Raw genomic sequence first — 24519 nt, 5'->3', positions numbered from 1 at the left:
AATAGGCCTTGCAGGCCTATTTAACTTCCCAATAATCCCCAGAGTTCGTGTGCTAAAAGTAAAATGGAAATGAGGAGCACGGCAACCTGAGTTATTTTACCACCAGGAACGATAAAGGTTGAGCTGTGGTTTTTTCTTCCAAAATAACACATTAATGCAGGTAAAAATAGTAGCAAGATAATACAGAAAATACCGGCGTAACCTAAGGCATGAATATAGGCTCCAGGGTAATAGATTACGATGAGTAAAGGGGGAACAAAGGTTAAGAAAAATAATCCAATACCATGACGGCCATGGGTACGTAATTTTAAGCCATCAGCCAAGAAGCTATATAAACATAAAGACACTCCTAAAAAAGCAGTGAGCATGCAGATGGAGGTAAAGAAATTAAATAAAGCGCTAATGGTAGGGCTTTGTACTCTGTTTGACAGTAATGAGGCTAAGGCACTGGTTGTATGTGGATTTTGTATCAAGCTCTCAAGGTTTTGACTGCCTTCAGCAGGAATGGCCCCCATAATTACCGCATCCCATGCTAAATAACAAAATAAAGGAATTAAGGAACCAATAAGGATAACCTTTTTTAGCTGTTTGATGTCGTCATCAAAATACTCTCTAAGATTTGGGACGATAATCGCAAAGCCAAATGACGTAATTAAGATCATGATTGTACCGCCAATATAACGGATATTCCCGTGTTGGAAGTTTTGTACGTCAATGTAAGGAGCAATAAGAACAATTAATAAAAAATAAACAGCTAATTTGCCAAACATCAGGGCTCGATTGGCATAATCGACATAACGAATGCCCCCATAAACAATTAACCCAAACAATAAGGTAAATAGGCAACTTGCTTGCCAATCGCTAAGATGCAAATCAACCTTGTGCAGTAAACTATTTAGTACATCAGCGCCACCAGAAATATAGGCTGAAAGTAGGGTGTACAATAAAAAGAGGTAACTGATCCAGGCTGCTAGCAACCCATAATTTCCTAAAGTAGCTGCTGCCATAGAAACCATATTTTTACCCTTGGGTAGGTACAGATTGGCTTCAAGGATAAAAAATGCGCCTAAGGTCATAAAAACCCAGCACACGAATAAAAACGCAGAGGACTGCCAAAAACCAGTAGCTGCATTGGCAACAGGAAGGGCAAGCATGCCACCTCCTATAGATGTTCCAACAATTAAAAGAACTCCACCTATGAATCGTGAATGCATGAGTACACCTTAAAACATCGTTGAATTGTAGCCCGCATTCGCCCAGGGAATACAGGGATTTTGCTTCCTTTCCAACCCGTATTGATCTGCAGAAAATACGGGCTAGATTATTTATTTCATCGCGAAATTTACTTTATTTGGCCTCATAACACAGCATTTTTGCGGTGTTCTGCCAATAAACCATTGAATTTCAATGCGTCGATTAAATGCGCTACCATGGATAAATGCATTATCGCCTACAGAATTTTTATCGCCATAGCCCTCTGGGTGTAAGCGGGTGGCCTGAACGCCATTGGCCCATAAGAAAGTCATCATGCTTTCTGCCTGGGCTTGTGATAGTCGGTTTTTACGGTATTCGGTTCCCACATTATCCGTAAATCCTGCAACATAAACCGGGTTATCAGGGTAGAGTCTTAATAGGTCAATAATATGGTTAAGTCCAACATAACGTACTTCATTGAGGCGAGGGCTTTCAAACATGAAATACTTATCTGTGGGGATAATTAAGGTCATGGTATCGCCGTATTGAACAAATTGAATATCACATTTGTTTAGGTTTCTGATAATACGGTGTCTGGGATTAGTGCCCGCTCCTAATATAGCTCCAACAGTACCTCCTACGGCGGTACCTGCTAATGCTCCAGGAACTGTTCCCGTGGTGGCTGCCCCAATAGCTGTTCCCATCGTTGCACCAATTACTGCACCACGAGCAACAAAATTACGGGGTTTAAAATTATTATAAGGAGGATGTGCACAACTACTTAGTAGACAAGCAATTAGGCCACTGTAAATAATTTTTGTTTTTGTTAATTTGAGTGGCATGGTCACTCCTTAGTTTGCGCGATTTTATCATTATTAAACATCTAGTTAAATTTCGCAATGTAGATACGCTATTTGGAGTGTAGAATTACTTATTACAGCCATTAAATGCTCTAATGGCTGCAAAAATGTCAATTAATGAGAAACAACAAGACTATCTTGTAGGCCATGGAAATCGCTATGGTGCATTATTGGTACTTCAGATTCTCTTGGTTCTTTAGGTTGGAAAAATGAAAGTATTGCTCTTTCTGAATCATATTCTGCACTATGTCGTGCAGTGCCTTTAAATCCCTTTAAACACTCGAGACAATTGCCCGCAGCTTTCAAAAATACCCCCCCAACAGCGATTGATACGGCAAGGCCTAAAGTGGGTTGTACAATTAGCATGGGTAATGCAACAAGGAAAATAGAGGCGTACATGGTAATGGTTGCGGAAGCCCAGAATATAAGCTCGCAGACATTATAACAGTTATGGAAGAAGGCATTTATTCTTCGCGCATCGTATTCACGACCAATCGCTTCATTTGACGCTTTAAAAAATTCCTCAATTTGATCAGGGGATGTGGGTTGTTGATGTCCAATATTGTAGGCGTTATTTAATAAGGTAATGTAGTTTTCGTAACTGTTCACAATTGCATTTTGCGTTTTTTCATTTTTTGCTGTACGTAGAGAAGTATTGTAGTAGCCTTGTATGGCATTGATGTGTTTTTGTATTTTACTAACCGTTTCTTCATCATTTATTAACTGGTTAAGTAGTTCTTTTGTTGCTTCTAATTGGTCATGGTAACCATTAATACGGCTTTTAGCGTCTGTATAATATAAGGGCATGATCGATCTCTTTAAAATTAATAAGAAATTATTTGTACAAAACTATTGCGACAAACGAGTAGACGACATCAAGTGGTTTTATAACACAATGAGAAAAAAAACCAAAGTAAATGGTCTCTTTTTGTACTTATGAGGGATGTGCCTGGAATCGGCATAGGCTTTGGAAAGAGCATTGTTGGCAAATTGTTAATTGAGCGGGTTGAGGGGCGCAATGGCCTTCCTGAAACTCTTCTGCTAGATGAGTTAATTGATTGTGCCAATGAGTGCGACAATCGTCCCAGGTTTCTTCTTTTTTTAATGAACTGATACCACTAACGGCTTGTTTTTCTTCACTAAAACCACTGCAAACAATTTTTCCGGCTTTAATTTGCAACAAGAGCAAGGCATTAATTTCTTTATCCAATAATGCATACAGTAATAATTGCGGTTCTTTAGGGCGGTCTTCATACCACGGTCTGCTGCTAGGGAGGCTACTCTTATAATCAATGACCCACTTTTTATCAGCAACCTCATCAAGCCGATCCACTCGAACATTGAAATCTAAGCCCGCCAAATTAATAGTAAATGATTGTTCCAAGCCTGAAATAGTAAATGGGCTGCGTTGCTTTTCCCATTCTAGATAACTAAGAGCTAATCGTTTAAGACGCGTATATTCGACAGTTCGCACCAGTTCTGGAAATGTTTCTGGATGTAGTTGGGTTAATGGTTCTAAAGCCCTGTGAATGGCAGTATCAATATGCTGTTCTAAGCTAGTGGCATCTAAAGTAAATAATGCCTGTTGGCTTTGCAATTTTTGCCATAATAATTCCATGACTTTATGAATTATTTGTCCTCTGGTTTTTGCATCCAGGCCATCATTGGTTTGTGATGATTCTTTTGCACGTAATCGATGCTCAGCAAAGGATCTAAACGGACATTTAGCCTGATTAGCAAGTAGTGCTGTGCCACCAGAAATTTGCTCCTCAGCTTTGAGGGGTAGCAAATAATGTTCTTCACGATTTATTAATTGCGTTTCTTGTTGGCGATTGATTTCGTGTTCTAAACGAATAAATTCAGGATGTTCGGTAATCAACGAGCAGGGTAAATTAGGTGTATCACCTTGTAATTCTGCATAACTGAATATCACCGATTTGGCACTTTGTTGTAAGCGGTTCAGTGTTTGTTTGGCAAATTGTAATTCCCGTGCCGGAATACTATGGGGCATATGCCGGTCACGTTGCAGTTGAGGCGGAATAAATGCAGATAAATTTACTCTTTGCGGGAGGCATTGATCGGTTAGGCCCGTCATCCAGAGGTGATCAAATTCACAGCCTGAAGCTTCCAATAAACCCGAAATTTGGATGATTGAGTCAGTTTTTTGGGCTTGGAAAATAGTGTTTTCTACAAGTTGTTCTAAAATTTCTAAAGCTTCTGTCTTAGTTAAATGGGGACAGAGTATGCTTAACTGTCTTAATTCATCAAAAAGAAGGGAAAAGCGCGAAAAACACTGATAATTTGCCGAGTTTAATCCGCAATCGCCGGGAAAAGCCATAATATTTAAACGTTCTTGAAAAAGCCGTATCCAATCATGCAGGGAGGCTTCCTTAGGGTAGGTGCTGATTTGGCTAATTAGTGCGGCAAGCTTTGGCGTATAGGTTTCAATGTCTTTAATAAACTGTTCGAAAGGAATATTTTGATCTTCCAACAAAACACTATTTTGCAGATATTCAGCACGAGCAAGGAATTCTTCTTTTGCACTTCCCAAGTAGGGGGATTGCAGTAGCAATGCGGCTTGGTGCGCTCTTAGATATTTGGTATCTAGATTTAACCAGCATAAGGCATGAGCAACTAGAGGGAATTCATTTAATGCTTGACCTAAGGATACATTAAACACAGCCGGATCAAAATGTTGCGCCAAGAGTCTGCGTATTGTTGAGGGTTTTTGTTGTAAGTCGGGAATCACAACGCCAATACGCTGGCTTCCTTCCAGAATTTTTAGCTGTAACCAGCTAATTAATTGGTGGTACTCTTCTTTTTCATCCTTGGCCACAAGTACTTTGATATCAGACGTTCGAATTGGTAGGTCGTATTGGTACTGGGGAAATCCTTGTTGTTCAAGGTGTTGATGCAGTTGGTTTTGTTGTGGGGTGAAATCATCAAAGCAAGCCCAAATCACTGGTCCGGAGAATAATGGGCTGTGGGCATTAATTAAATAAGGAACGAGCTGGCATTCCGCAATTAAATTTTTTTTATTTAATTCCTTATTAAATGATTGCCACCATTGTTGAAATTGTCGTGTTTGAGGCGTGTATTGAAAACTAGGATCATCTGAGGCAATTTGCCATTGCTCGCAGCGTTCCCAAGCGCTGATTACGGCCTGTAATAATCCGTCGCTGTAGGTAATATCAGCGCGTGATTTGATTAACTTACGCCATAAATAAAGGCATTGATTGCTGTTTAATAGAGTAGGATATGTCGCTAAGGGGGCAATAAAATTAAGCTGCGCATAAGCTTTCACCAGGGCAACTCCGTACGGCAGACAAAGCGGTTTGTCTACCGTATTGCTGTTTTGCGCATAGAAATACTGTTGGGTTATGGCGTCACTAAGTCGATTGTTAGGCGTTATAACCGTTGCGCCTTCGGCTAATAAAGCAAACAGCTGCTCTTTATTGTTTAAAACATGCATTAATTAGTTATATCCCTGGCTTATATTTTTTTATGGTGCGTCGCATGTGCTTTATGCAAAGTTTTAGTCCGAGTATGAGCTGATACAAACCGTGGCAGACGCATGCTTTTTCTTTTATCAGTATGTAAGATATCGTATACCAGCCACCCACGTAAATATAGAGCGGCACACCCTGATGCAATAGCAAGTAAGATACCAAAGAGTATATAGCTGTATCCGAGAATAACAAGATAGGAGTAGGTTAAATTTTTAAAGCTACTGACTGAAAATAAAGCCGTACTGCCTTTGTCCATAAAAAACACAAGGCCCAACGCAAAAAAGGGCAGTGAGACGATAACCATTATAAAACCGAGAGCAAAGGTTTTTGCATAATAAGGCTTAGGACAGTGGATGATTTGTTTACCAAATAAAGCGCCTGTTGCGGATGCCACGATCATCCCCACTATAATTGCTTCAAAGAGTGGCACAAACTCTTCAATTCCAATTAGGGATAGGAATGCATCAATCAAAATGGTTCCTACTACAGATAATAATCCAAAATATATTGCACCCAGCAAACGGGGGTTGGAAAAGTACAGTGCTGGATCGTGTGTTTTCATGATCTGCTCCTAAGCAATGCTCATATATGTATAATTTTAGTACAATTTTTTATCCTTGATCTGATTGAATCATGAATAAAAGATAAAGTAGGTATCAAAAAGACCTGTAAAACGTATATACTTGAGTACAAATAATTATAGATAGTTAATGTTATGCAAAAATTCGGACACTTTATTTTAAAATTATTTGGTTGGAAGATTGTTGGTGAGTTGCCTAAAGATAAAAAATACCTGGTGGTGGTCGCTCCTCATACCAGTAATTGGGATTTTATGGTTGGGTTATTTGCCCGTTTCTCGCTGGGCACAAAAATTAATTTTTTAGCAAAAAGTCAGCTTTTCTTTTTTCCTTTAGGCTTTATTTTAAAAATGCTGGGCGGGGAACCTGTAGATCGCTCTAAAAAGAATAATGCGGTAGACAAAGTGGTGGAGTTATTTCACGCTCAAGATGAGTTTCGACTCGCGATTACTCCTGAGGGCACCCGTGGACCGGTAACTCGCTGGAAAGAAGGTTTTTACCATATTGCGTGCAAAGCAAAGCTTCCATTAGCTATGGTTGCTCTTGATTATGCGTCGAAAGAGGTTCGCATTCGTGAAGCATTTTGGCCTACTGGCGACATAAGCGCGGATTTTCCCCAGATATTGGATTACTTTCGCCAGATAAAAGGATGTTATCCTAAAGTAGTACCAGACTATTTACCTTATAAGAAAGATTAATTTAGAAGGGCCATAGACTGAGCTGCAAAGCACAGGGCACCCAGTGTATACTGCTCTTGCTGCTGGGCTTTGCAAGCCCCGTCTGCATTAATCAAACATTTACAAATGGTTACTTTTTTATAAAAACCAGGGATTTAGGTGACGTGAAAAAGAAAATAGTATTAACCGCTAGCTTACTGCTGTCTTTTCATTGTAATGCTGCTGATTTAATGCGTGTGTTTCAAGAGGCATTGGCCCATGATAATTTATATCAAGAGGCTATTCTCAGGACTTTATCTCATAAGGAAGATATTGCCATTAGCAGAGCAGATCTATTACTGAATGCTCATCTGGAACTTCAACCCTCCGCAGATAAACAATATAGTTACGGCGCTATAGTGCCTGAAATACAACCTCCGCGTAATACTTTGCGCAGTTATGAAATGCGGCTTAGCATAACGCAACCAATATTTAATTTTGGTGCTTTTTCGCGATACAAGACTTCTAAAATAGCGGCTCAGGAGGCTGTAGCACGTTTGAATTCTGATTTACAAGATTTAATGTTGAGGGTTACGGATGCTTATTTTAACGTGTTACGCAGTGAAAAAAGAGTGTCTTATCTTAACGCACATAAAAAAGCGCTAATGAGGCAATTGTATGATGTGGAGCAAAAACTCAAGGTAGGGAAAACCACCAAAAGTTATGTGTATGTGGCAAAATCTTCCTACAGCGCTGCGGAGTCTGATCTCATATCAGCAGAGGCTCAGTTAGCTTCAGACAAGGAATATTTAACGCAGCTTACTTCTTTTGAATATACTTCTTTAGCTGATTTGCATAAAAAAATACCGTTGCTCTCCCCACAGCCTGCCAATATAGACAAATGGGTACATAAGGCGCTTACTGGAAACTGGGTGGTTAAGGCAAACGAATTAAAGCTACGATCCTCTCGTGAAAAAATAAAAGCCCACTATGGGGAGCATTTACCTACAGTTAATGCCAAATTATTATATGATGATAACGCCTTTCACTATTCAGAAGGCAGTTTGATTGTTGCTGCAGGGTCAAGCCGTGCGCGTAATGCTGGCGCATTTCTTAATGTAAATGTTCCCCTTTATTCCGGGGGATTCGCGGTTGCTTCGATACGCAAAGCTAAATATAGTTTCCGTATCGCTCAGCAAAAATTGGAACATTCGGTCAGAGAGGTAACTTATGAGACGCGTAAGAGCTATCGAAATGTTTCAGCAAATATTAAGAAAATTCGCTATGCTAGTGATGCAATTCAATCGGCACAAAGCTCACTGGATGGTTTAAGGCAACGTTATGTTTCGGGGGCAGGGAGTTTGACTGACGTATTGGCGCAACAAACGCAATTGCTGGATGCACAAATGCAATATGAGTCTGCTCGTTATGATTATATTATTAATTTATTACGTTTGAAAAAAGAGGCCGGAACGTTAAGTGCTAATGATTTGTTTGCAGTGAATCAATGGTTGCAGCATGGCTGAGTTCTAAAGGCACATTATTCTATTTACTCTATATACACCAAGTTCGTCCTTGTGAGCCTTGAAGTCACCTGGCATTCGGGCTTGCTTCGATTTGCTCGCAATCACGGCGATAAAAATCTCTGTTAATCCAAGGTCTTACGGTAAAACTTATAACTAATAAAAATAAGCACAACAGCAAATACAATAATCGGCCAAATATTAGGTAAAATATCCATAAAACTCGAGTTCTTTAGCATGACATCCCCGCTAATTTTCAGAAAGTAGGTGCTGGGAAATAAATCACTAAGCCATTGTGCCCAGGTTGGCATAGAGGCTGTCGGAAATAAAAAGCCTGAAAATAAAACCGCTGGGAGGGTATAACTTCCGGCGATTTGTGCTGCTTGGAATTGGGTTTTGGCTATGCACGAGGTTGCGATTCCAAAGGACAGGTTAGCAATAATAAAGGGGAATGCGGCCAGAGTAAGCAAAAGAATGCTGCCATAAAAAGGAACCTTAAAGAGAAAAATCGAAACAAGCAATATAGAAAAAAATAGAATATAACCTAAAAGAATATTAGGTAATAGTTTGCCTATGATGACCTCAAGGGGGTAAATGGGGGTGATCAATAACATTTCCATGGTGCCGCTTTCGTATTCTCCTGTAATGGAAATCGCCATCACTAAAGCTAGGGATATTGTTAATATGGTTGCTAATAAGCCTGGAAGAGTATGATATTGAGCTTTAACCGCAGGATTATATTTGGCGTGGGTATCGATAACAAAACCTGGTTCTTGGGGCTCAAGATACTTTAAAGGCCCCAGGGCAATTTCTTTTAAGGTATTTCGAGCAATTGATGCGGAAGCATGGAAGGCATTATTGATTACCGTAGGATCGCTGGCATCTCCTTCTAAAAGAATATGGGGTGAATCATTACGAATCAGATCACGAGTAAAATCTTGGGGAATGTGGATAACAAAATGAACAATCCCTTTTTTTAGCAATTGCTCTGCTTCAGCTTCGTCCTTAATGACGTCTTTAATCTTAAAATAACTGGTATTACGAAATGATTGAATCAAGCTGTCAGTGATTGGAGATTGGTCTTTGGCAACAACAATAGTCGGAATATGTCGTGCATCATGATCAATAATGAGGCCAAATAATACTGCTTGTAAAAATGGAGTAATAAGCACAAAGATATAGGTGCGATAATCACGTAATATTACCCTTAATTCCTTTTTAAACATGCCCCATAGCCGTAAAGAGCGATAATTTTTAAAGTCCATAGCTTAGGATTTCCCTGCTTGATGTTTTGTCATCCAGACAAATACGTCATCCAGCGAAGGCTGAATTATTTGCCAGGTAAAGTTTGGGTTCCCTACAAATGGCTTAAGGGCTCTATTTAAGATTTCTTGATTTTGGCCGCTGATATGTAGCGCATCCAGTAAGGTTATGACTTGCTCTATTCCTGGAGTTGCTTCGAGCTGTTTAGCCAGTAATAAAAGATTCTTTCCTTGTACTTTCCAGGTCGTTAGATTGATATCACGAATGATTTCTTTAATTTTTCCGCTGAGCAGTAAATTCCCATCGGAAATATAGGAAATACGGTGGCAGCGTTCAATTTCATCCATATTATGAGAACTGAGTAATATGGTCATGCCTTCTGAAGATAAATCACGCATGATTTCCCAAAAATCCATGCGAGACTCTGCATCGACACTTGCGGTAGGTTCATCCAAGAGTAATAAGAAGGGCTGGTGTATTAACGCACAAGCAAGCGCTAAACGTTGTTTCCAGCCTCCGGATAGGCCTCCAGCTAATTGATTTTTTCTTGAGCTAAGCCCGAGATGGGTCATGATTTGTTGGGCTGATCGTTTCCGATCAAAAACTCCATAGAGCTCGGCCATAAATAAGATATTTTCATAAACTGTAAGTTGCTTATATAAGCTGAAGTGCTGTGGTATATACCCCACGTGGCGACGAATGGTTTTGGATTGCGTCAATATATTATAGCCAAGACATGTTCCTGATCCGGTATCTGGAGTCAAAAGGCCACATAGCATACGAATGGTGGTGGTTTTTCCTGAACCATTGGGACCTAGAAACCCATAAATTTCTCCAGGTCGGACTTGTAAACTTACATTAACAACGGCAGGCCTATGCTCAAAATTTTTCCCTAAGTTTTTAACATCAATAATTAAATTCTTTTCGTCCATATTTAGTTATTATTATCCAGAAATACAGTAACTGGTTGGCCAGGATGGACCGCTGAGTTATTTTCTGTAAGGGGTAGGGCTTCAATTCGGAATACTAGTTTATTGCGTTCTGTATCGCTAAAAATCACGGGGGGAGTATATTCTTCCTTTGGAGATATGTAGGTAATTTTTGCTTTAATTGCTTCGGATTGTCCATCACGGGCAACATACACAAGCTGATTTAGCTTGATGGTGCTGAGTAATGGTTCAGGAACGTAAAAAATTATTTTTGATGAACCTGACGTAAGTAATGAAAGCACCGGTTTATTGGCTTGAACTTGTTCATGTTCAGAGTAATAGGTTTGAAACACTAGGGCATTTACTGGTGCCGTAACGGTTTTTTGCTGTGATGACCATTGGGCTTGACTTTGTTTCGCTTGTACTTCTAACAGATTTGCTTCAGCAGCTTTTTTATTGGCTGCTGCTGTAGTGAGGTCATCGTTGCTTTTATCCAACTCTTCTTTGGATATGACCTCTTTTCTAAACAAAAATAGATTGCGTTCGTGGTTCTTTTTTTGCAAAGAATAGTTTGATTCATGCTTCTTTTGCTCATCGAGTGCTTGTTGTACCCGTGCATTCGCAGCGAGTAGCTCCGTATTTTCAGGGGCGGGTTCTAAGGTGAATAGTGGTTGCCCTTGTTTGATGGTATCACCTGCAGTTACATTGAGCTGCCTTAATTCTCCCGAATAATAAGCAGAAATATAAGTAAATTTTCCTTGAATATACCCAGGAAAGGCAATTTTTTTGCTGTTTTGGCAACTGGCAAGTGTTAAACAAGCAAAAAGTGTTAAGAGAAAAACTCGGTAAATGTTCGCTTTCACGAATGGATTATCCTTTCCAAAAATGTGTTATTTTTTTGATAAATTTTTTCAACAAAGGGGTTGGGGGCGGTTTCACAGAACGTACAATTAAGTCAAAATCCCTAAATCCCAAATTGTGCAGTTTTATCATGATTACATAAATTTCATCATGATTTAATTCTATTAACCCACTATTTAATATATTTTCTAATGTATTTTTAGCACTAATTTGTTTAAAAAGCACCTGCTCCAGACGAGAAATATTAGGTTTATTTTGTTCGTGTAGATAAACTACGTTTGGGCTCAACTGAGTATTTTCATTCGTTACGGAGTTTGAATGATGTTGGGCTCGTTCAACCAATTCCTTAATCTTTTCTGTAGATACCTTACTTAGTGCATGACGCATTAGATTCATGAATATAAACCGTTCACTTACTCTTTGTAGCGAAGGATAGATTGTTTCATGATTTTTTAAGAATTTATAAAAACTAAGTAAGTCAACGCGTAATAAAACCATATCAGTTATTGCGATAACTGATGCGACCCTCACTCCTTGTTGGCAATGAAATCCAGATTCATTTAACCCAATTGCATTATTAGGGCCTAAAGTAATTACATGACGGGGAGTGGTTTTCTTGATTCTTTTTAAGGATTTTGATACGGAGGCTGTTCCTGAAACAATGAGGAAGAAGCCATCAAAATAATCCCCTTCACAGACTATGACCTCATTAGGTCGTACGTGAACTTCCTCTACCAACAGGGCAAGTTGATGGATTGAATCAGGAGGCAGTAAACAAAAAACGGGATATTTAATAATATGCTGTTTACGTGCTTCAATAGGAATATAGTTTTCTACAGCAACTTCTTTCATGAACCAACCTTGTACAACACGATTCATAAATATATTTATGGAGTATAGAACAAGGAAATTGATTTTCCAGGTTATTTTGTATTTAATTTAGTCCATTTGTGTCTTTGTCGTTTTGTTTTGTTTGATTTTTTTCCATTTTTGGAGTTGACGCATTTTAAATGGAGGACTCCTATCCCGTATTAGGGCATCGCCTAAATATGGGGTAGGAGTTCGATTTATTTCTTGCAGAATTATCCTTTTAGGGCAGCTTTTCCTCGATAAGGTAGAAAAGAAATTTCATTAATTCGCAATAATTGATTGTATTTGGCAATCCTGTCAGTACGGCACAAAGAGCCTGTCTTGATTTGCCCACAACCGGTTGCAACTGCTAAATCTGCAATAAAGGTATCTTCTGTTTCTCCAGAGCGATGAGACATCACACAACGATAGCCATTTGTATGAGCTAATTGAATAGTTTGTCGGGTCTCACTCAATGTTCCTATTTGATTTACTTTAATAAGAATAGCATTGGCAATACCTTGATCAATCCCTTCACGTAGAATTTTAGGGTTAGTAACAAATACATCATCGCCAACTAATTGAATTTTTCCGCCAAGTTGACGCGTTAATTCCTTCCAGCCTGCCCAATCTTTTTCATCCAGGCCATCTTCAATACTGATAATTGGGTAGGTGGAAACTAGATCAGCATAATAGCTTACTAATTGTTCTGAGCTAAATTGCTGATTCTCCGAGGCCATATGATAGCTGCCTTGCTTATAAAGCTCGGAAGCGGCCACATCAAGGGCAAGTACTATTTCATCGCCTAATTTAAAACCTGCCTTGTTAATCGCTTCGCTCAGCAGATCTAAAGCTTGACGATTTGATTTGATATTGGGAGCAAACCCTCCTTCATCACCTACCGCTGTATTTAAACCTTGCTTTTTTAATACGGATTTCAGCACATGAAAAATCTCTGTACCCATCCGTAAGGCCGTTGGAAAATCGGGAGCTCCCACCGGCATAATCATAAACTCTTGAATATCGACGTTATTATCAGCATGGGCGCCGCCATTTAACACATTCATCATTGGCACAGGCATGCTCATTATTTCGCCTTGATTCAATGCGGCGTATAAAGGCTGGTTAAGGGTATTAGCCCGGGCTCTCGCTGCGGCAAGAGAGACGGCTAGAAGTGCATTGGCGCCTAAACGGGATTTATTTTCAGTGCCATCCAACTGACGTAAAGCTTGGTCTAACACTTCTTGATCTTCAACAGAACTATTTTTTAATGTTTGATTAATTTCGGTGTTTACTGAAGTAACAGCGTGTTGTACTCCTTTGCCACCATAACGTTTAGGATCATTATCGCGCAATTCACACGCTTCGCGACTTCCTGTTGATGCTCCAGAAGGTACACTTGCTCTTCCCATGTGTCCATTATTTAAAATAACATCTGCTTCAACTGTAGGATTGCCTCGTGAGTCTAAGATTTCCCGGGCGTGGATTTTAGTTATTTGCATGTTGTTTCCTGATTATTGTTATTTTTGTTATTTGGTATTTTTACTATTTTGGTCCGAATGAAACAACTTCCAACCTACAATCATATAGAAACGTTCACAGGGATACCAATTTCGTCCTTGCGAAGCAACTCGGAGTATGGTGTTAGAACGCACTTCTAGTTGCTTCACTGAGTTCCCAATGACCTCAGCTTTTTGAAAACATACCTTAAAAATGTACAGCACCTAATTTTTTCAACGCCTGCGCTAACGGAAATAAAGGAAGTCCAAGAATCGTGTCTTCATTTCCTTTTACTTCTTGAAATAACCATTTGCCTTGGGCTTCATAGTGATACGAGCCGCAGCTATGATAAGGCTTTTCGCTCACGAGGTAGGCTTCAATGGTTTGTTTGCTTAACTGGTACATAGTTAAATCGCTTATTTCATGATGTTGCCAAAGAATTTGTTTATTTTTTGCAATGCAAAGACAGGAAATTTGCTGATGATTTTGGCCGCTTAAAAGACTTAACTGCTCAATTGCTGTTTGATGATTAAGTGGTTTATTTAGCAAGACTTCGCCAAGTAAACATAATTGATCGGCAGCAATAACAAAATGTTCTGGATAACGTTGGCTTACCTCCAGTGCTTTGTGAGCAGCAAGTACATAGCCTAACTCGATCGTATTTAGGCTGCCAAAAGATTCTTTAAGTGTGTCTTCATCACAATGAGAGGGGATAATCGTAAACTCCAATCCCAGCGATTGCAGCAATTTACTGCGTATGCTGGAATTAGAAGCAAGGATTATCGGTTGCTGTCGTAAAAATTTAGACATAAATAGCGACCGTAGCCATTAATGAGAACCCAATGATTACAAAACTAAAATCCCTTAGATTGCAACAACGCTCTACCATAACGCAGCGCTCTAAACCATGTAGAGTGCCTAAATAAAGGAAGGTTCCTGCAGAAGCCGCCATTAAAATAGGATCAAAAATGGAGTTTGTTTCTACTCCATGGCCAAAATACCAGCCAAAATAAATTCCTAAAGGGGTCATGAAACTAAACAGGATAAAGAAGATCAGGTTTTGATTCATCGTCATTGAACTTTTATTCAGTTGCACTGCAATAGCGAAACTCTCCGCCCACTTGTGAGTAATAATTGCTAAAAAAAGCATAATAATCACGGAGTTATAATGAGCCAAACCCAAAGCAGCACCAAGCATGATGGAATGAACGGAGAGCATTCCCCAAGCTAATAAGGCAAAGGCAGGATGTTCTGCATTATGGTGATGGTAGAGCTCTTTACCTAAATGTTCAAACCACAGGAAAATTAGAAAGACGGCTCCAGTAATAATGAAGGCAAAGGGATAGTTATAACCCATGGTTTTAAACATGGAGTTCGCTTCTGGTAGCATATGCAGTAAGGCTGCGCCTAAAAATACACCCGTAGCCAAAGTTTCTCCAACTGGAAAATCAATATGCTTATCGTCTTTAATGCGTTTTTTAAAGGGATACCAGCCTGCCAGCAAAATTACGACGAAAATGGAGCATGCAAAGATTATTTTTAAACTGGTAGCAGAGAACATGAATCATGCCTATCGGTTGATATCGTAAAGTTTTGGGGGCATATTTTACCTAAAAAAAGACTGGAGGTCACGTAAATATAGAGCGGGAAGGGAATACCATATTGCCACAGCTTGAACGAGATATCCTGATGCACCTATGGACAAAGCGGTCAAGTCATGGTGAGCGGAAATCTTGGTAAGAAAAACTAAGGCAAATGGCGATCTTTGTGTGCTATTTCGAGAGCTTTATTAGGTAAGGAAAACTTATTAAAGTTATTCCTGCTGCATGATTTCATGCAAACTAAACAACCGGATCTCTTTAATATCTGATTGTAATTTCAATGCCAAAATTACTTGTTCGTGTAATTCGTTCCATTGGGTAAAATGTTCTTTGCAAACGATATCAATGCTGATTTTGCCATCCAAATAATGTAGGTTCCAAAAGAGTATCTGTGGAAAATTAAGATGTACCTCAATGAGCAATTGCTCATAAATTACTTTACGGCTTGGTAAGTGCAGCGAAGGGCTTGAGATTTCATCATCCTCAGGATCAACATGGACAATAACATCAGTCACACTATCAATTTGGTTAACGAGCGCCTGGTGTACATGTTGTGCGATGTAATGTCCCTCGGAGACTGATATTTTTGGGGAAACTAAAATATGGACGTCGATGAGCACATTTTCACCCATAAAACGACTACGCAATTGATGGATTTTTTCTACTCCAGGTACATTTTGAATCACTTGTTCAATTTGAGCTAAGAGCCCAGGACTTACTGCGGTATCGACCAGTTCTTTAATGCTGTGCCAACCATAATCCCAGCCCATTTTGGCGATCATTAGAGCCACAATAATGGCAGCTACTGTGTCGAGATAAGCGTAGCCTGCTAAGCTCCCTATGAGTCCAATTAATACCACCATTGAGGAGGCAGAATCAGTGCGATGATGCCAGGCGTTGGCAATGATTAATTTAGAGCTAATGCGTTTGCCTACGTGTAAGGTGTAATGAAATAAGGCTTCGTTTGCCACAATAGAAACGCATATTACCGGTAAAGACAGCCATTGTGGCATTGTGTAGCTTGTATGTATTAGTTCGTATACAGAATCCCAGGCAATGCCCACTCCTGCAAGAATAAGTAATAAAGACAATAGGAACGTTGCTGCAGTTTCAATACGCTGATGGCCGTAAGGATGGGTATCGTCTGCATCAAGGCTACCGTATTTGGAGGCTAATAATACCATCCCATCGGCAATGAGATCAGAAAAAGAATGCAATCCATCTGCGATGAGTGCATGAGAATGAAATAAGGTGCCACCGATTAACTTAATTACGCCTAAGAGTGCGTTAGAAATACCGCCTATAAGGGTAACTTTTTTAGCTTGCCAGTATCTATCTTGTTGAGTCATAGAGGGGTCTTTTTTTTGTCTGTAGTTATTTAAACATGGTTAGCAATTATTTTGTATTAAAATTTAAAAACCATTGTTCTATACACGTTGTTTTACACCCTATACACAGACTTATCCACAGAATTTGTGGATAAGTTTTTTAACGTTTAAGACAAACAAAGGATGTACGGGCCTAGTAAAATAAGGGTTTTATGGTGTTTATTATAGAAGATGTTTCTTTATTACTCGCAGGGCGAAGAAGAGATATCCACAGAAAGATTTGCTAGGTATGGAAATCGGGGTTGGGTATATTAACAAAGAAAAAAATAAAAAACAGTCTTGACTTGGCATTTTTTTAAAATATTTTTGAAATATGAATCAGCCTTGCAGAAATTGTTCGAAATTACCTAACCAACGTTGGGTAATCATTTTTGCGGTGACTGGTGCATTTAGTACTAAATGTTTAGCTATGGGAGGTAAAAGCGCTAATAATTCGCGATCACGATTGAGATCGGCAATTTTAAATTGGCGGTATCCAGTTTGTCGGGTGCCTAAGACTTCTCCTGCACCACGTAATTCCATATCTTTTTCTGCAATAATAAATCCGTCATTGGTTGCGCGCATGATTTTTAAACGTTCCGCTCCTTGAGGCGATAGAGGCGATTGATACAATAAAATACAATGCGATTGAGTGCTTCCTCTACCAACACGTCCACGTAACTGATGTAATTGCGATAAGCCTAAACGCTCAGCATTTTCAATAATCATTAAACTGGCATTGGGCACATCAACCCCCACTTCAATAACGGTGGTTGCAACTAATAAATTAATTTCACCTGCTTTAAAGGCAGCCATGGTTGCATCCTTTTCAATAGCCTTCATTCGCCCATGTACTAAGCCCACTCGTGCATTAGGAAGTTGAATCTGTAGGTTTTCAGCTGTTTCGGTTGCAGCCATACATTGAAGTTTTTCTGACTCTTCAATAAGAGTGCAGACCCAATACACTTGACGCCCATCAGCGATGGCAATGTGTAAACGTTCAATAATGGTTTCACGTTTATTCTGACTTAAGACGGCGGTAGCGACTGGAATGCGTCCTGGTGGTAGTTCATCAATAATCGAACTATCTAAGTGGGCAAAATGAGTCATGGATAGGGTTCGGGGAATCGGGGTCGCAGTCATTAATAATTGATGGGGAATGAGTTGATCCTGTTGTCCTTTTTGTTGCAATGACAAGCGTTGCTCGACACCAAATCGATGTTGTTCGTCAATAATAACTAGCCCTAAACGCGCAAAAGTGACTTCCTCTTGAAATAGAGCATGAGTACCAATAATCAGTTGGCAACTGCCATTGGCTAAGGCTGCAAAAGACTTGCGACGCTCCCCAATTTTCATCTTACCACTTAACCTGTAAATCGTGATGCCTAAAGGTTCAAGCCATTTAATCAGATTATTTGCATGTTGTTCGCTTAATAAATCAGTAGGAGCCATAAAGGCTACCTGTTGGTTATTAGCTACAGCCTGCAGCGCTGCCAGTGCTGCCACAATTGTTTTTCCTGCACCGACATCGCCCTGTACTAAACGTAACATGGGTTTGTTTTGCGTCAAGTCTTGGCTGATTTCCTGTACAACGCGTTGCTGCGCCTGAGTAAGAGGAAAAGGTAGCGAATCAATAAATCGTTGGCTTAAGACGCTATTCACTGGTAAAGGGATAGCATGCAAGGCCTTACGTGACTCGCGAGCAAATTGCATGCTAAGGCGTTGGGCCAACAATTCATCAAAAACTAAGCGTTTTAGAGCTGGGTGCTTTCCTTCTTCAAGGGATTGAACAGAAATATCTGGAGGGGGATTATGTAATAAGTTAATTGCTTCGGCTAAGGGATAAAAACAATGCGTCTGCAATAAGGCCTCATCCATCCATTCTAATTGTTGCAATTCTTGCGTGCATTGGTTCAGAGCAATCTGCACAATTTGCCTAATTCGGGCCTGGCTTAAGCCTTGAGTTGAAGGATAAATAGGGGTTAAGGTTTCATTGACGGTGCATTCTTCATTTTCATCCAGCAATTGATATTCTGGATGCGTCATTGTTAACTGACCATTGAATTCACGTACCTCCCCAAAAGCATGAATCATGGCGTTATTGTTTAAATTGGTGATTTGCTGTTTGTTAAAATGAAAAAACTGTAGCTTAATTATCCCCGATTGATCATCAACATAGCAATGTAACATGGAGCGTTTACCCAATTTTACTTCCGTTTTACATACTCGTCCGGTAATAACTGCCCAATCATTAGGCCGTAAATCTTGGATGGGGGTAATTCGGGTGCGGTCTTGATACTTATAAGGTAAATGAAAAAGCAAATCCTGCACGGTATAGATGCCGCATTTCGTCAATTTGGCTGCCAGCGCAGGGCCGACACCTGATAATGAGTCGCAAGGGTTGGATAGCACAATAATTAATTGGAGTAAAAAATTTTAGGGGCCAGTTTAACCTGAATTCTAGGTTTATGACACAGATTCAGAAAGAAAGCTTAATTTTTTACTTGCTATAATTGCTCAAAAAATTTACAATAATAGTATTTAGCACAAGGATTCGTCAAAGTGTTCTTTCAAAAAAAAGTTGTTTCTTTAAATGATTATTTAGCCTTAAACGCGCTAGAACGCATTTTTTTAAATGAGTTTATAGCGATGTCTATTGAGGATAAAATTAGTACAGTTGAAGATTTAATTTGCCAAAATCAATTTGATTTTATTGTTAAATTAAGCTCTAACGAGATTATATTCCGGGAAATTTGTCTTGACCAACGATTTAATTCAACCTGGGAAAGTTGCTGGAGTACCTTTGGTGTAATAATTACTGGTGACCCTAATCGCGCATTTTTTGATCAGCCATGTAAAAATGTCTTTGATTTATTTTTAGGTGTTTATCTTTATAACAAGTCGCGGGCTTTTAGAGACACGCCCTCCATTGAGAACGCTTATTTGGTGACAGCAACTAAATACGGTTCCATTCATGCTTTGCAGCGTTATTGTTTTTCTCTTTATGAACGCCTGGATAATGAAAATGAACAATTGGATATGGCAGTAACCCCAAGGAAAATAGAAGGGCTAATAAGAGCTATTAAAGAATTCTTACCTTTTTACAGAGCCTATGCTTATTTGATGTTGGCTGAGGCCTATATTCGATATGGGAGACTTAAGCCTGAGTTAGCATCCGAGGCCACAAAAAGTGCATTAACGGCGTGCAGCCATGCAAAAAAATTAAATAAAGAAGGGGACCCCGTTGTTTTTAATGCCAGCTTGGGGGCTGGCTTGGCTGCCAGTAACAGCAAAGGCTATGCAACCCCTGAAGAGGCTGCAGAAGCGATTGAAAGCCAACTTTATGCTGAAGCCCCTAAGAGGCAGCAAGCTCCCTAAGAATTTATTAAAGAGGAAATTACACTTTTTGGCTAGCCGTATGAATCGTCTCATTACAATTATCTTCTTCAGGAGGGGGGGCAAAAATAGAGTTACTCATCGATTGCACTAAAAGTCCAATATGTAGCTGAGGTTTTGTAGCCAGGCTTGGAGCAGTAGTAATTGGTTGCACTTCAGGAACAGCAAATAAATCATCCAGGTTCTCTGAGTCGTCTACTCCAATATCATCCTCAGCTTCATCGGAATTACTTACTGGAATCATTGGTATAAATTGTTGGCGCAAATATTCACGTTTGTCTTCATCACGCTCCAGTGTTGCCAGAAACTTGACATCGACTTGGTGGGGGGAAATGAGTGGCAATAACTCTAGAGAGATTAGGCCTTTCTCAAATAAAACACTCAATGCTTTATTTTGGAAAAAGCTTTTTGTTTTTCCAGCAGTTAATAGCTGAACCAGATTATCAGAAGAGATATTTAGCTTATCATCAAGTTCATGCTTTACTATAGTCGCCAAGAAAATTAAATTTGATACAACAACACGACACGCTGATTTATTTACACCTAAATGATGTCCTTTTTCAATTAAAGCATTAAACACAGCTGTAGGATTGAGTAGTCCTTTTTGCATTAATATCAAAAGATTTTTATCAGTAAATATTGTTTTAAAATCTGGAGTTTTTAATAAACCCTCCATAATATGGGCTTGATAAAAAGCCAACTCAAAAAGAGGGTGCGAGTTGTTTATACCAAACTCTGTTGCAAAAGGATAATCTTTTTCTATCTCTAATGCGGCGAAAAGTAGCTCATGAACTAGTGGATAGCGCTCTTTGTAACATATATTAATAAGTGCCTCAGTATTAAACACAGCCTCTGATTCGAGCTCTTTAACGGCGATTCCGGCATGATGTGCAGCAAGATATTTTATCGCCTTATTACGGATTTTACCCTGATTGGCACCTTTTTGAGGTAGAGGATATAAGGTTTCTTGTAAAGATTGGGCGAATTTGGAGCCAGCAAGCAGGGTGCTATTCAGTTCTTCAGGCTTGTCTTCTTTTTGTTTAACATCTCTAACATAATTAAATAACGTATTAACACTTTGTGAATAGACCATATACATGGGGGATAATTCAGCCCAGCCTAGGTAGGTTACATCAGCAGTTGAGTTGTTCGTTTTTTCTTCCAATAATGGAAGAATGTTCTCATCTTCTGCAGTGAGTAATAAGTGTTGTAAAGAAAATATGGGGCAATGCACACTATCTGCTTGATAAGTCGCGCCACCTACAACGATAAACTGGACACCAAGTGCCTTTGCAAGACTCTCAAATTCAGAATAGTAACCGTTATGACCACGGTAATGATCGCCGACAAAAGCTAAAGGTGTCTTGCCGGAACGGATAAACAGATCTACGGCACAATAATGGATAGTATCAGGGGTTCGTTGTTTTAATTTACTTCGTTCACCCACCTCAATAATAAATTGATAATGACCTGGCGTCGTCATCAAGGGATGGTTTTTAAGAAAATTCGAGAACTGATCTTTATGGATTAAGTGTATATTCAGTTCCTTATTTTTATTATATAGAGCCTTCATGAAGTGTATTGCCTCTTCACTGGCGATATAATCGGACTCGTGATTGGCTAGTTCAGCCAAATCATCACATATTAACTCAGATAGAGAACGTCTCATTTTGATTCTCGGTTTAAATATTTAGTACTGAATCCTAACAAAAACTTATTAAGGGAATATTAATAAGCAAAGAACTTAGCGCAAATTTTATTAAAAATGGAGATAATTTGCTGATTGATGAATTTTATTTTGACCAAATGGACCTTTATTTTGATTTTTGGGGTTAATCACGAGCCAAGGGCGGTTCATTTAAAACCTTTTCATCTGGCACGAAAAAGAGCATAATAGCCATCATTTTTTTGATGGAAAATAAGTCGCATGAAACAAACTGTAGAGCATCTTTTAAGACAGGCTTTAGCCAATTTGCAACAATCAGGAGAAGTCCCTGCTGAATTGAACGTAGATATTAAAGTGGATCGTTCTAAAGATTCAGCTCACGGTGATTATGCCAGTAATCTGGCTTTGACATTAGCGAAACCCTGGCGCCTGGCCCCTCGTAAAATTGCAGAGCTTTTAGTTGGAGCTTTACCTGAAGATGCTTCTATAGAAAAGGTAGAAATTGCTGGTGCCGGTTTTATTAATTTCTTCCTCCGTAACGATGCGCGTTCAAAAATTATTACTCAGGTTTTAACCCAGGCTAGTGAGTTTGGCCGTAGTACTATTGGTCAAAATCAAAAAGTTCTGGTCGAGTTTGTTTCTGCAAACCCTACGGGTCCCTTGCATGTGGGGCATGGACGTAGTGCCGCTTTTGGAGCCACCTTATGTAATGTTTTAAGTGCTGCCGGGTATGAGGTTAGCGCAGAGTATTACGTTAATGATGCAGGACGGCAAATGAATATTTTAGCTGTCAGTGTTTGGTTAAGATACTTAGAGTTAGCTGCTGAGCCTGTTGTTTTTCCTGCGAATGCTTATAAAGGCGAGTATGTTATTGAAATCGCTGAAATTCTATGGTCAAAGCATGGTAAGCAATTTGTACGCCCATGGGCTGAAGTGCTTGAAGGCATGCCAGCAGATGAACCACAAGGTGGCGATAAAGAAATTTATATTGATGCGATGATCGAACGAGCTGCCTCCTTAATAGGAAAAGATGCCTTTGCTTTGTTTCATCAACATGCATTGAATACGGTTTTAGATGACATTAAAGATGATTTGACTGAATTTGGCGTTCACTACACCAATTGGTTTTCGGAACAGTCTTTATTTGAAGATGGTTCTATAGAAAAAGGAATTCAGGCACTTAAAGATGCGGGGCATACCTTTGAACAGGAAGGAGCTTTATGGTTTAAGGCAACTGAATTTGGCGATGAGAAAGACAGAGTACTTGTACGTGCTAACGGACAAAAAACTTATTTTGCTTCGGATGTAGCTTATCATTGGAATAAATATGATCGGGGTTATGACCGAGTAATTAATATTTTCGGTGCGGATCATCATGGATATGTAACTCGTTTACGTTCTGCAGTGAGCGCTCTGGGCCATGACGAAAATGCCTTGACAGTACTGTTGGTTCAGTTCGCGATCCTTTATCGAGGCGGTGATCGGGTGCAAATGTCTACTCGTAGCGGCTCGTTTGTTACCTTACGAGAGCTCCGTGATGAGGTGGGCAATGATGCCGCGCGTTTCTTTTATGTAGCGCGAAAATCAGAACAACATATGGATTTCGATTTGGATTTAGCAAAGTCAGAGTCCAGTGATAATCCGGTATACTACATTCAGTACGCTCATGCACGTATTTGCTCCGTACTAAGACAATTAAACGAACGTGGCTTATCTTGGGATAAAGCAGTAGGGCTGGAAAATATTAATTTATTAGATCAGCCTCATGAAGCGGCATTGATTGCATTAATTGGTCGTTATACTGAGATTGTAGAACAGTCCGCCATTCAATGTGAGCCCCATCAAATTGCTTACTACTTACGTGAATTGGCTAACGGATTACATAGCTATTATAATGCGGTACAACTTTTATGTGAGCATGAGCAATTACGCTATGCACGTTTATGTTTGCTAGAAGCCGTCCGTCAGGTATTAAACAATGGCTTGGAATTATTGGGCGTATCCGCTCCTGAGAGTATGTAATGGGAAGAGAATATAGCACTAAGCGGTCTGGGCGTGCGCACACTAGTGCGCCACAACAGATTTTAGTAATGGCGGTGTGTTTTTTGCTAGGTTACTTTACTGCGACTGTTTTTGATGTTGATGCCATTAGCCATTGGGTTAATTCTCAGGTTTTGGCTCATCATGAGGCCCGCAAAGAAGCCCCAAAGCCTCAGCCTGGACGCCAGGCTGCAATTCCTCCTAAACCGAAGTTTGAGTTCTATACTCTATTGACCAATGAAAAGACTCCTAATTCGCAACAAGTAGCAAACAATGCCGCGGCAGCTCGTCCTGCGGCCACGACGACTGCTGCAACAGCTACTGCCGCGGCTGCGCCTAATGGGAGCGCTACAACGGCACAAACCGCGGTAGCTGCCACTACATTAACTGCAACGGCGCCAAAGCCTGCGATTGCTAAAGTGCAGGTGCCTGCATCCGCCCGCGTTGCTGAAGTACGTCCTGTAGCGCCCGCTGCTAGCAGAGGCTCTTTTTCAGTGCAGGTTGCAGCCTTTAAGGCACGCCACGATGCGGAGCAAATGAAGGGAATCTTAACGCTTAAAGGGTTTAATGTGAGCGTTATTCCAATTAATCATGCTACGAGAGGAATTTGGTACCGGGTTGTGGTTGGGCCGTATCCGAATCGCTCCTTAGCACAACGAGCGCAAGGAGATTTAGCGCGAAACTCACGTTTACGTGGAATGGTTACTGCAGGTTAGGGATTTATAAT

20 protein-coding genes are annotated in these 24519 nt (G+C 39.9%); 5 read left to right on the top strand and 15 right to left on the bottom strand.

From position 1 onward, the window contains the following. Positions 1 to 20 precede the first annotated feature (20 nt). The 5 genes from E1P08_RS04935 to E1P08_RS04915 all read right to left on the bottom strand — a co-directional run bounded on the left by E1P08_RS04935 (position 21) and on the right by E1P08_RS04915 (position 6125). A complete protein-coding gene (locus E1P08_RS04935) occupies positions 21 to 1214 on the bottom strand; it encodes an amino acid permease (RefSeq protein ID WP_133135876.1) in 1194 nt (397 codons plus the stop codon). 111 nt (positions 1215 to 1325) lie between these two features. Beyond that, complete coding sequence (gene cmpA, locus E1P08_RS04930) at positions 1326 to 2036, bottom strand: C-OmpA-like family protein CmpA (RefSeq protein WP_133135875.1); 711 nt, start codon at positions 2034 to 2036, stop codon at positions 1326 to 1328. A gap of 132 nt (positions 2037 to 2168) precedes the next feature. After that, positions 2169 to 2861 (bottom strand): DUF5638 domain-containing protein, encoded by a 693-nt coding sequence (locus tag E1P08_RS04925; RefSeq protein ID WP_133135874.1) that lies wholly within the window; start codon positions 2859 to 2861, stop codon positions 2169 to 2171. 127 nt (positions 2862 to 2988) lie between these two features. After that, positions 2989 to 5526 carry a PD-(D/E)XK nuclease family protein gene (locus tag E1P08_RS04920; protein ID WP_133135873.1) on the bottom strand — a complete coding sequence of 846 codons (2538 nt, stop codon included), beginning with the start codon at positions 5524 to 5526 and terminating at the stop codon, positions 2989 to 2991. A 20-nt stretch (positions 5527 to 5546) separates the two neighbouring features. After that, a complete protein-coding gene (locus tag E1P08_RS04915) occupies positions 5547 to 6125 on the bottom strand; it encodes a hypothetical protein (RefSeq protein ID WP_133135872.1) in 579 nt (192 codons plus the stop codon). Between the two features lie 153 nt (positions 6126 to 6278). Between E1P08_RS04915 and E1P08_RS04910 the strand changes: the two genes are divergently transcribed. Then, positions 6279 to 6839 carry a lysophospholipid acyltransferase family protein gene (locus E1P08_RS04910; protein WP_133135871.1) on the top strand — a complete coding sequence of 187 codons (561 nt, stop codon included), beginning with the start codon at positions 6279 to 6281 and terminating at the stop codon, positions 6837 to 6839. 143 nt (positions 6840 to 6982) lie between these two features. Beyond that, positions 6983 to 8323, top strand: coding sequence for a TolC family outer membrane protein (locus tag E1P08_RS04905; protein ID WP_133135870.1), 1341 nt, complete (start codon positions 6983 to 6985; stop codon positions 8321 to 8323). 122 nt (positions 8324 to 8445) lie between these two features. Here E1P08_RS04905 and E1P08_RS04900 read toward each other — a convergent pair whose 3' ends face one another. The 9 genes from E1P08_RS04900 to recG all read right to left on the bottom strand — a co-directional run bounded on the left by E1P08_RS04900 (position 8446) and on the right by recG (position 19102). Further along, positions 8446 to 9585 carry an ABC transporter permease gene (locus tag E1P08_RS04900; protein WP_133135869.1) on the bottom strand — a complete coding sequence of 380 codons (1140 nt, stop codon included), beginning with the start codon at positions 9583 to 9585 and terminating at the stop codon, positions 8446 to 8448. Positions 9586 to 9588: 3 nt separating this feature from the next. After that, positions 9589 to 10515 (bottom strand): ABC transporter ATP-binding protein, encoded by a 927-nt coding sequence (locus E1P08_RS04895; RefSeq protein WP_133135868.1) that lies wholly within the window; start codon positions 10513 to 10515, stop codon positions 9589 to 9591. A gap of 2 nt (positions 10516 to 10517) precedes the next feature. After that, positions 10518 to 11375 carry an HlyD family secretion protein gene (locus E1P08_RS04890; protein ID WP_165485085.1) on the bottom strand — a complete coding sequence of 286 codons (858 nt, stop codon included), beginning with the start codon at positions 11373 to 11375 and terminating at the stop codon, positions 10518 to 10520. A gap of 7 nt (positions 11376 to 11382) precedes the next feature. Next, positions 11383 to 12225, bottom strand: a complete 843-nt coding sequence (locus E1P08_RS04885) for a cyclic nucleotide-binding domain-containing protein (protein WP_165485084.1) — start codon at positions 12223 to 12225, stop codon at positions 11383 to 11385. A gap of 230 nt (positions 12226 to 12455) precedes the next feature. Further along, the gene (eno, locus tag E1P08_RS04880) at positions 12456 to 13724 is read right to left on the bottom strand and encodes a phosphopyruvate hydratase (protein WP_133135865.1); all 1269 of its coding nucleotides are present in this window, start codon (positions 13722 to 13724) and stop codon (positions 12456 to 12458) included. A 205-nt stretch (positions 13725 to 13929) separates the two neighbouring features. Continuing rightward, positions 13930 to 14532, bottom strand: coding sequence for a Maf family protein (locus E1P08_RS04875; RefSeq protein ID WP_133135864.1), 603 nt, complete (start codon positions 14530 to 14532; stop codon positions 13930 to 13932). Beyond that, positions 14525 to 15283 carry a ZIP family metal transporter gene (locus E1P08_RS04870; RefSeq protein WP_133135863.1) on the bottom strand — a complete coding sequence of 253 codons (759 nt, stop codon included), beginning with the start codon at positions 15281 to 15283 and terminating at the stop codon, positions 14525 to 14527. Before E1P08_RS04870 ends, E1P08_RS04875 begins: the two co-directional genes overlap by 8 nt. Positions 15284 to 15535: 252 nt before the next feature. Further along, complete coding sequence (locus E1P08_RS04865; protein ID WP_133135862.1) at positions 15536 to 16672, bottom strand: cation diffusion facilitator family transporter; 1137 nt, start codon at positions 16670 to 16672, stop codon at positions 15536 to 15538. A gap of 357 nt (positions 16673 to 17029) precedes the next feature. Then, positions 17030 to 19102 carry an ATP-dependent DNA helicase RecG gene (gene recG, locus E1P08_RS04860; RefSeq protein WP_133135861.1) on the bottom strand — a complete coding sequence of 691 codons (2073 nt, stop codon included), beginning with the start codon at positions 19100 to 19102 and terminating at the stop codon, positions 17030 to 17032. A gap of 150 nt (positions 19103 to 19252) precedes the next feature. Between recG and E1P08_RS04855 the strand changes: the two genes are divergently transcribed. Next, positions 19253 to 20068 carry a DUF5630 domain-containing protein gene (locus tag E1P08_RS04855; protein WP_133135860.1) on the top strand — a complete coding sequence of 272 codons (816 nt, stop codon included), beginning with the start codon at positions 19253 to 19255 and terminating at the stop codon, positions 20066 to 20068. A 19-nt stretch (positions 20069 to 20087) separates the two neighbouring features. Here E1P08_RS04855 and E1P08_RS04850 read toward each other — a convergent pair whose 3' ends face one another. Next, the gene (locus tag E1P08_RS04850) at positions 20088 to 21755 is read right to left on the bottom strand and encodes a YopJ family acetyltransferase (protein ID WP_133135859.1); all 1668 of its coding nucleotides are present in this window, start codon (positions 21753 to 21755) and stop codon (positions 20088 to 20090) included. A gap of 258 nt (positions 21756 to 22013) precedes the next feature. Here E1P08_RS04850 and argS point away from each other — a divergent pair, with 258 nt between their 5' ends. Continuing rightward, on the top strand, positions 22014 to 23774 hold the full coding sequence (gene argS, locus E1P08_RS04845) for an arginine--tRNA ligase (protein WP_165485083.1): 1761 nt from the start codon (positions 22014 to 22016) through the stop codon (positions 23772 to 23774). Beyond that, entirely contained in the window at positions 23774 to 24508 is a 735-nt protein-coding gene (locus E1P08_RS04840) for an SPOR domain-containing protein (RefSeq protein ID WP_133135857.1), read from the top strand. Before argS ends, E1P08_RS04840 begins: the two co-directional genes overlap by 1 nt. The last annotated feature ends 11 nt before the right edge of the window (positions 24509 to 24519 follow it).

The organism is Legionella rowbothamii, from assembly GCF_900639985.1.
GTDB lineage: Bacteria > Pseudomonadota > Gammaproteobacteria > Legionellales > Legionellaceae > Legionella > Legionella rowbothamii.
Note: the sequence above shows the minus strand (reverse complement) of the source record. Positions and strands in the feature narration are given on the sequence as shown.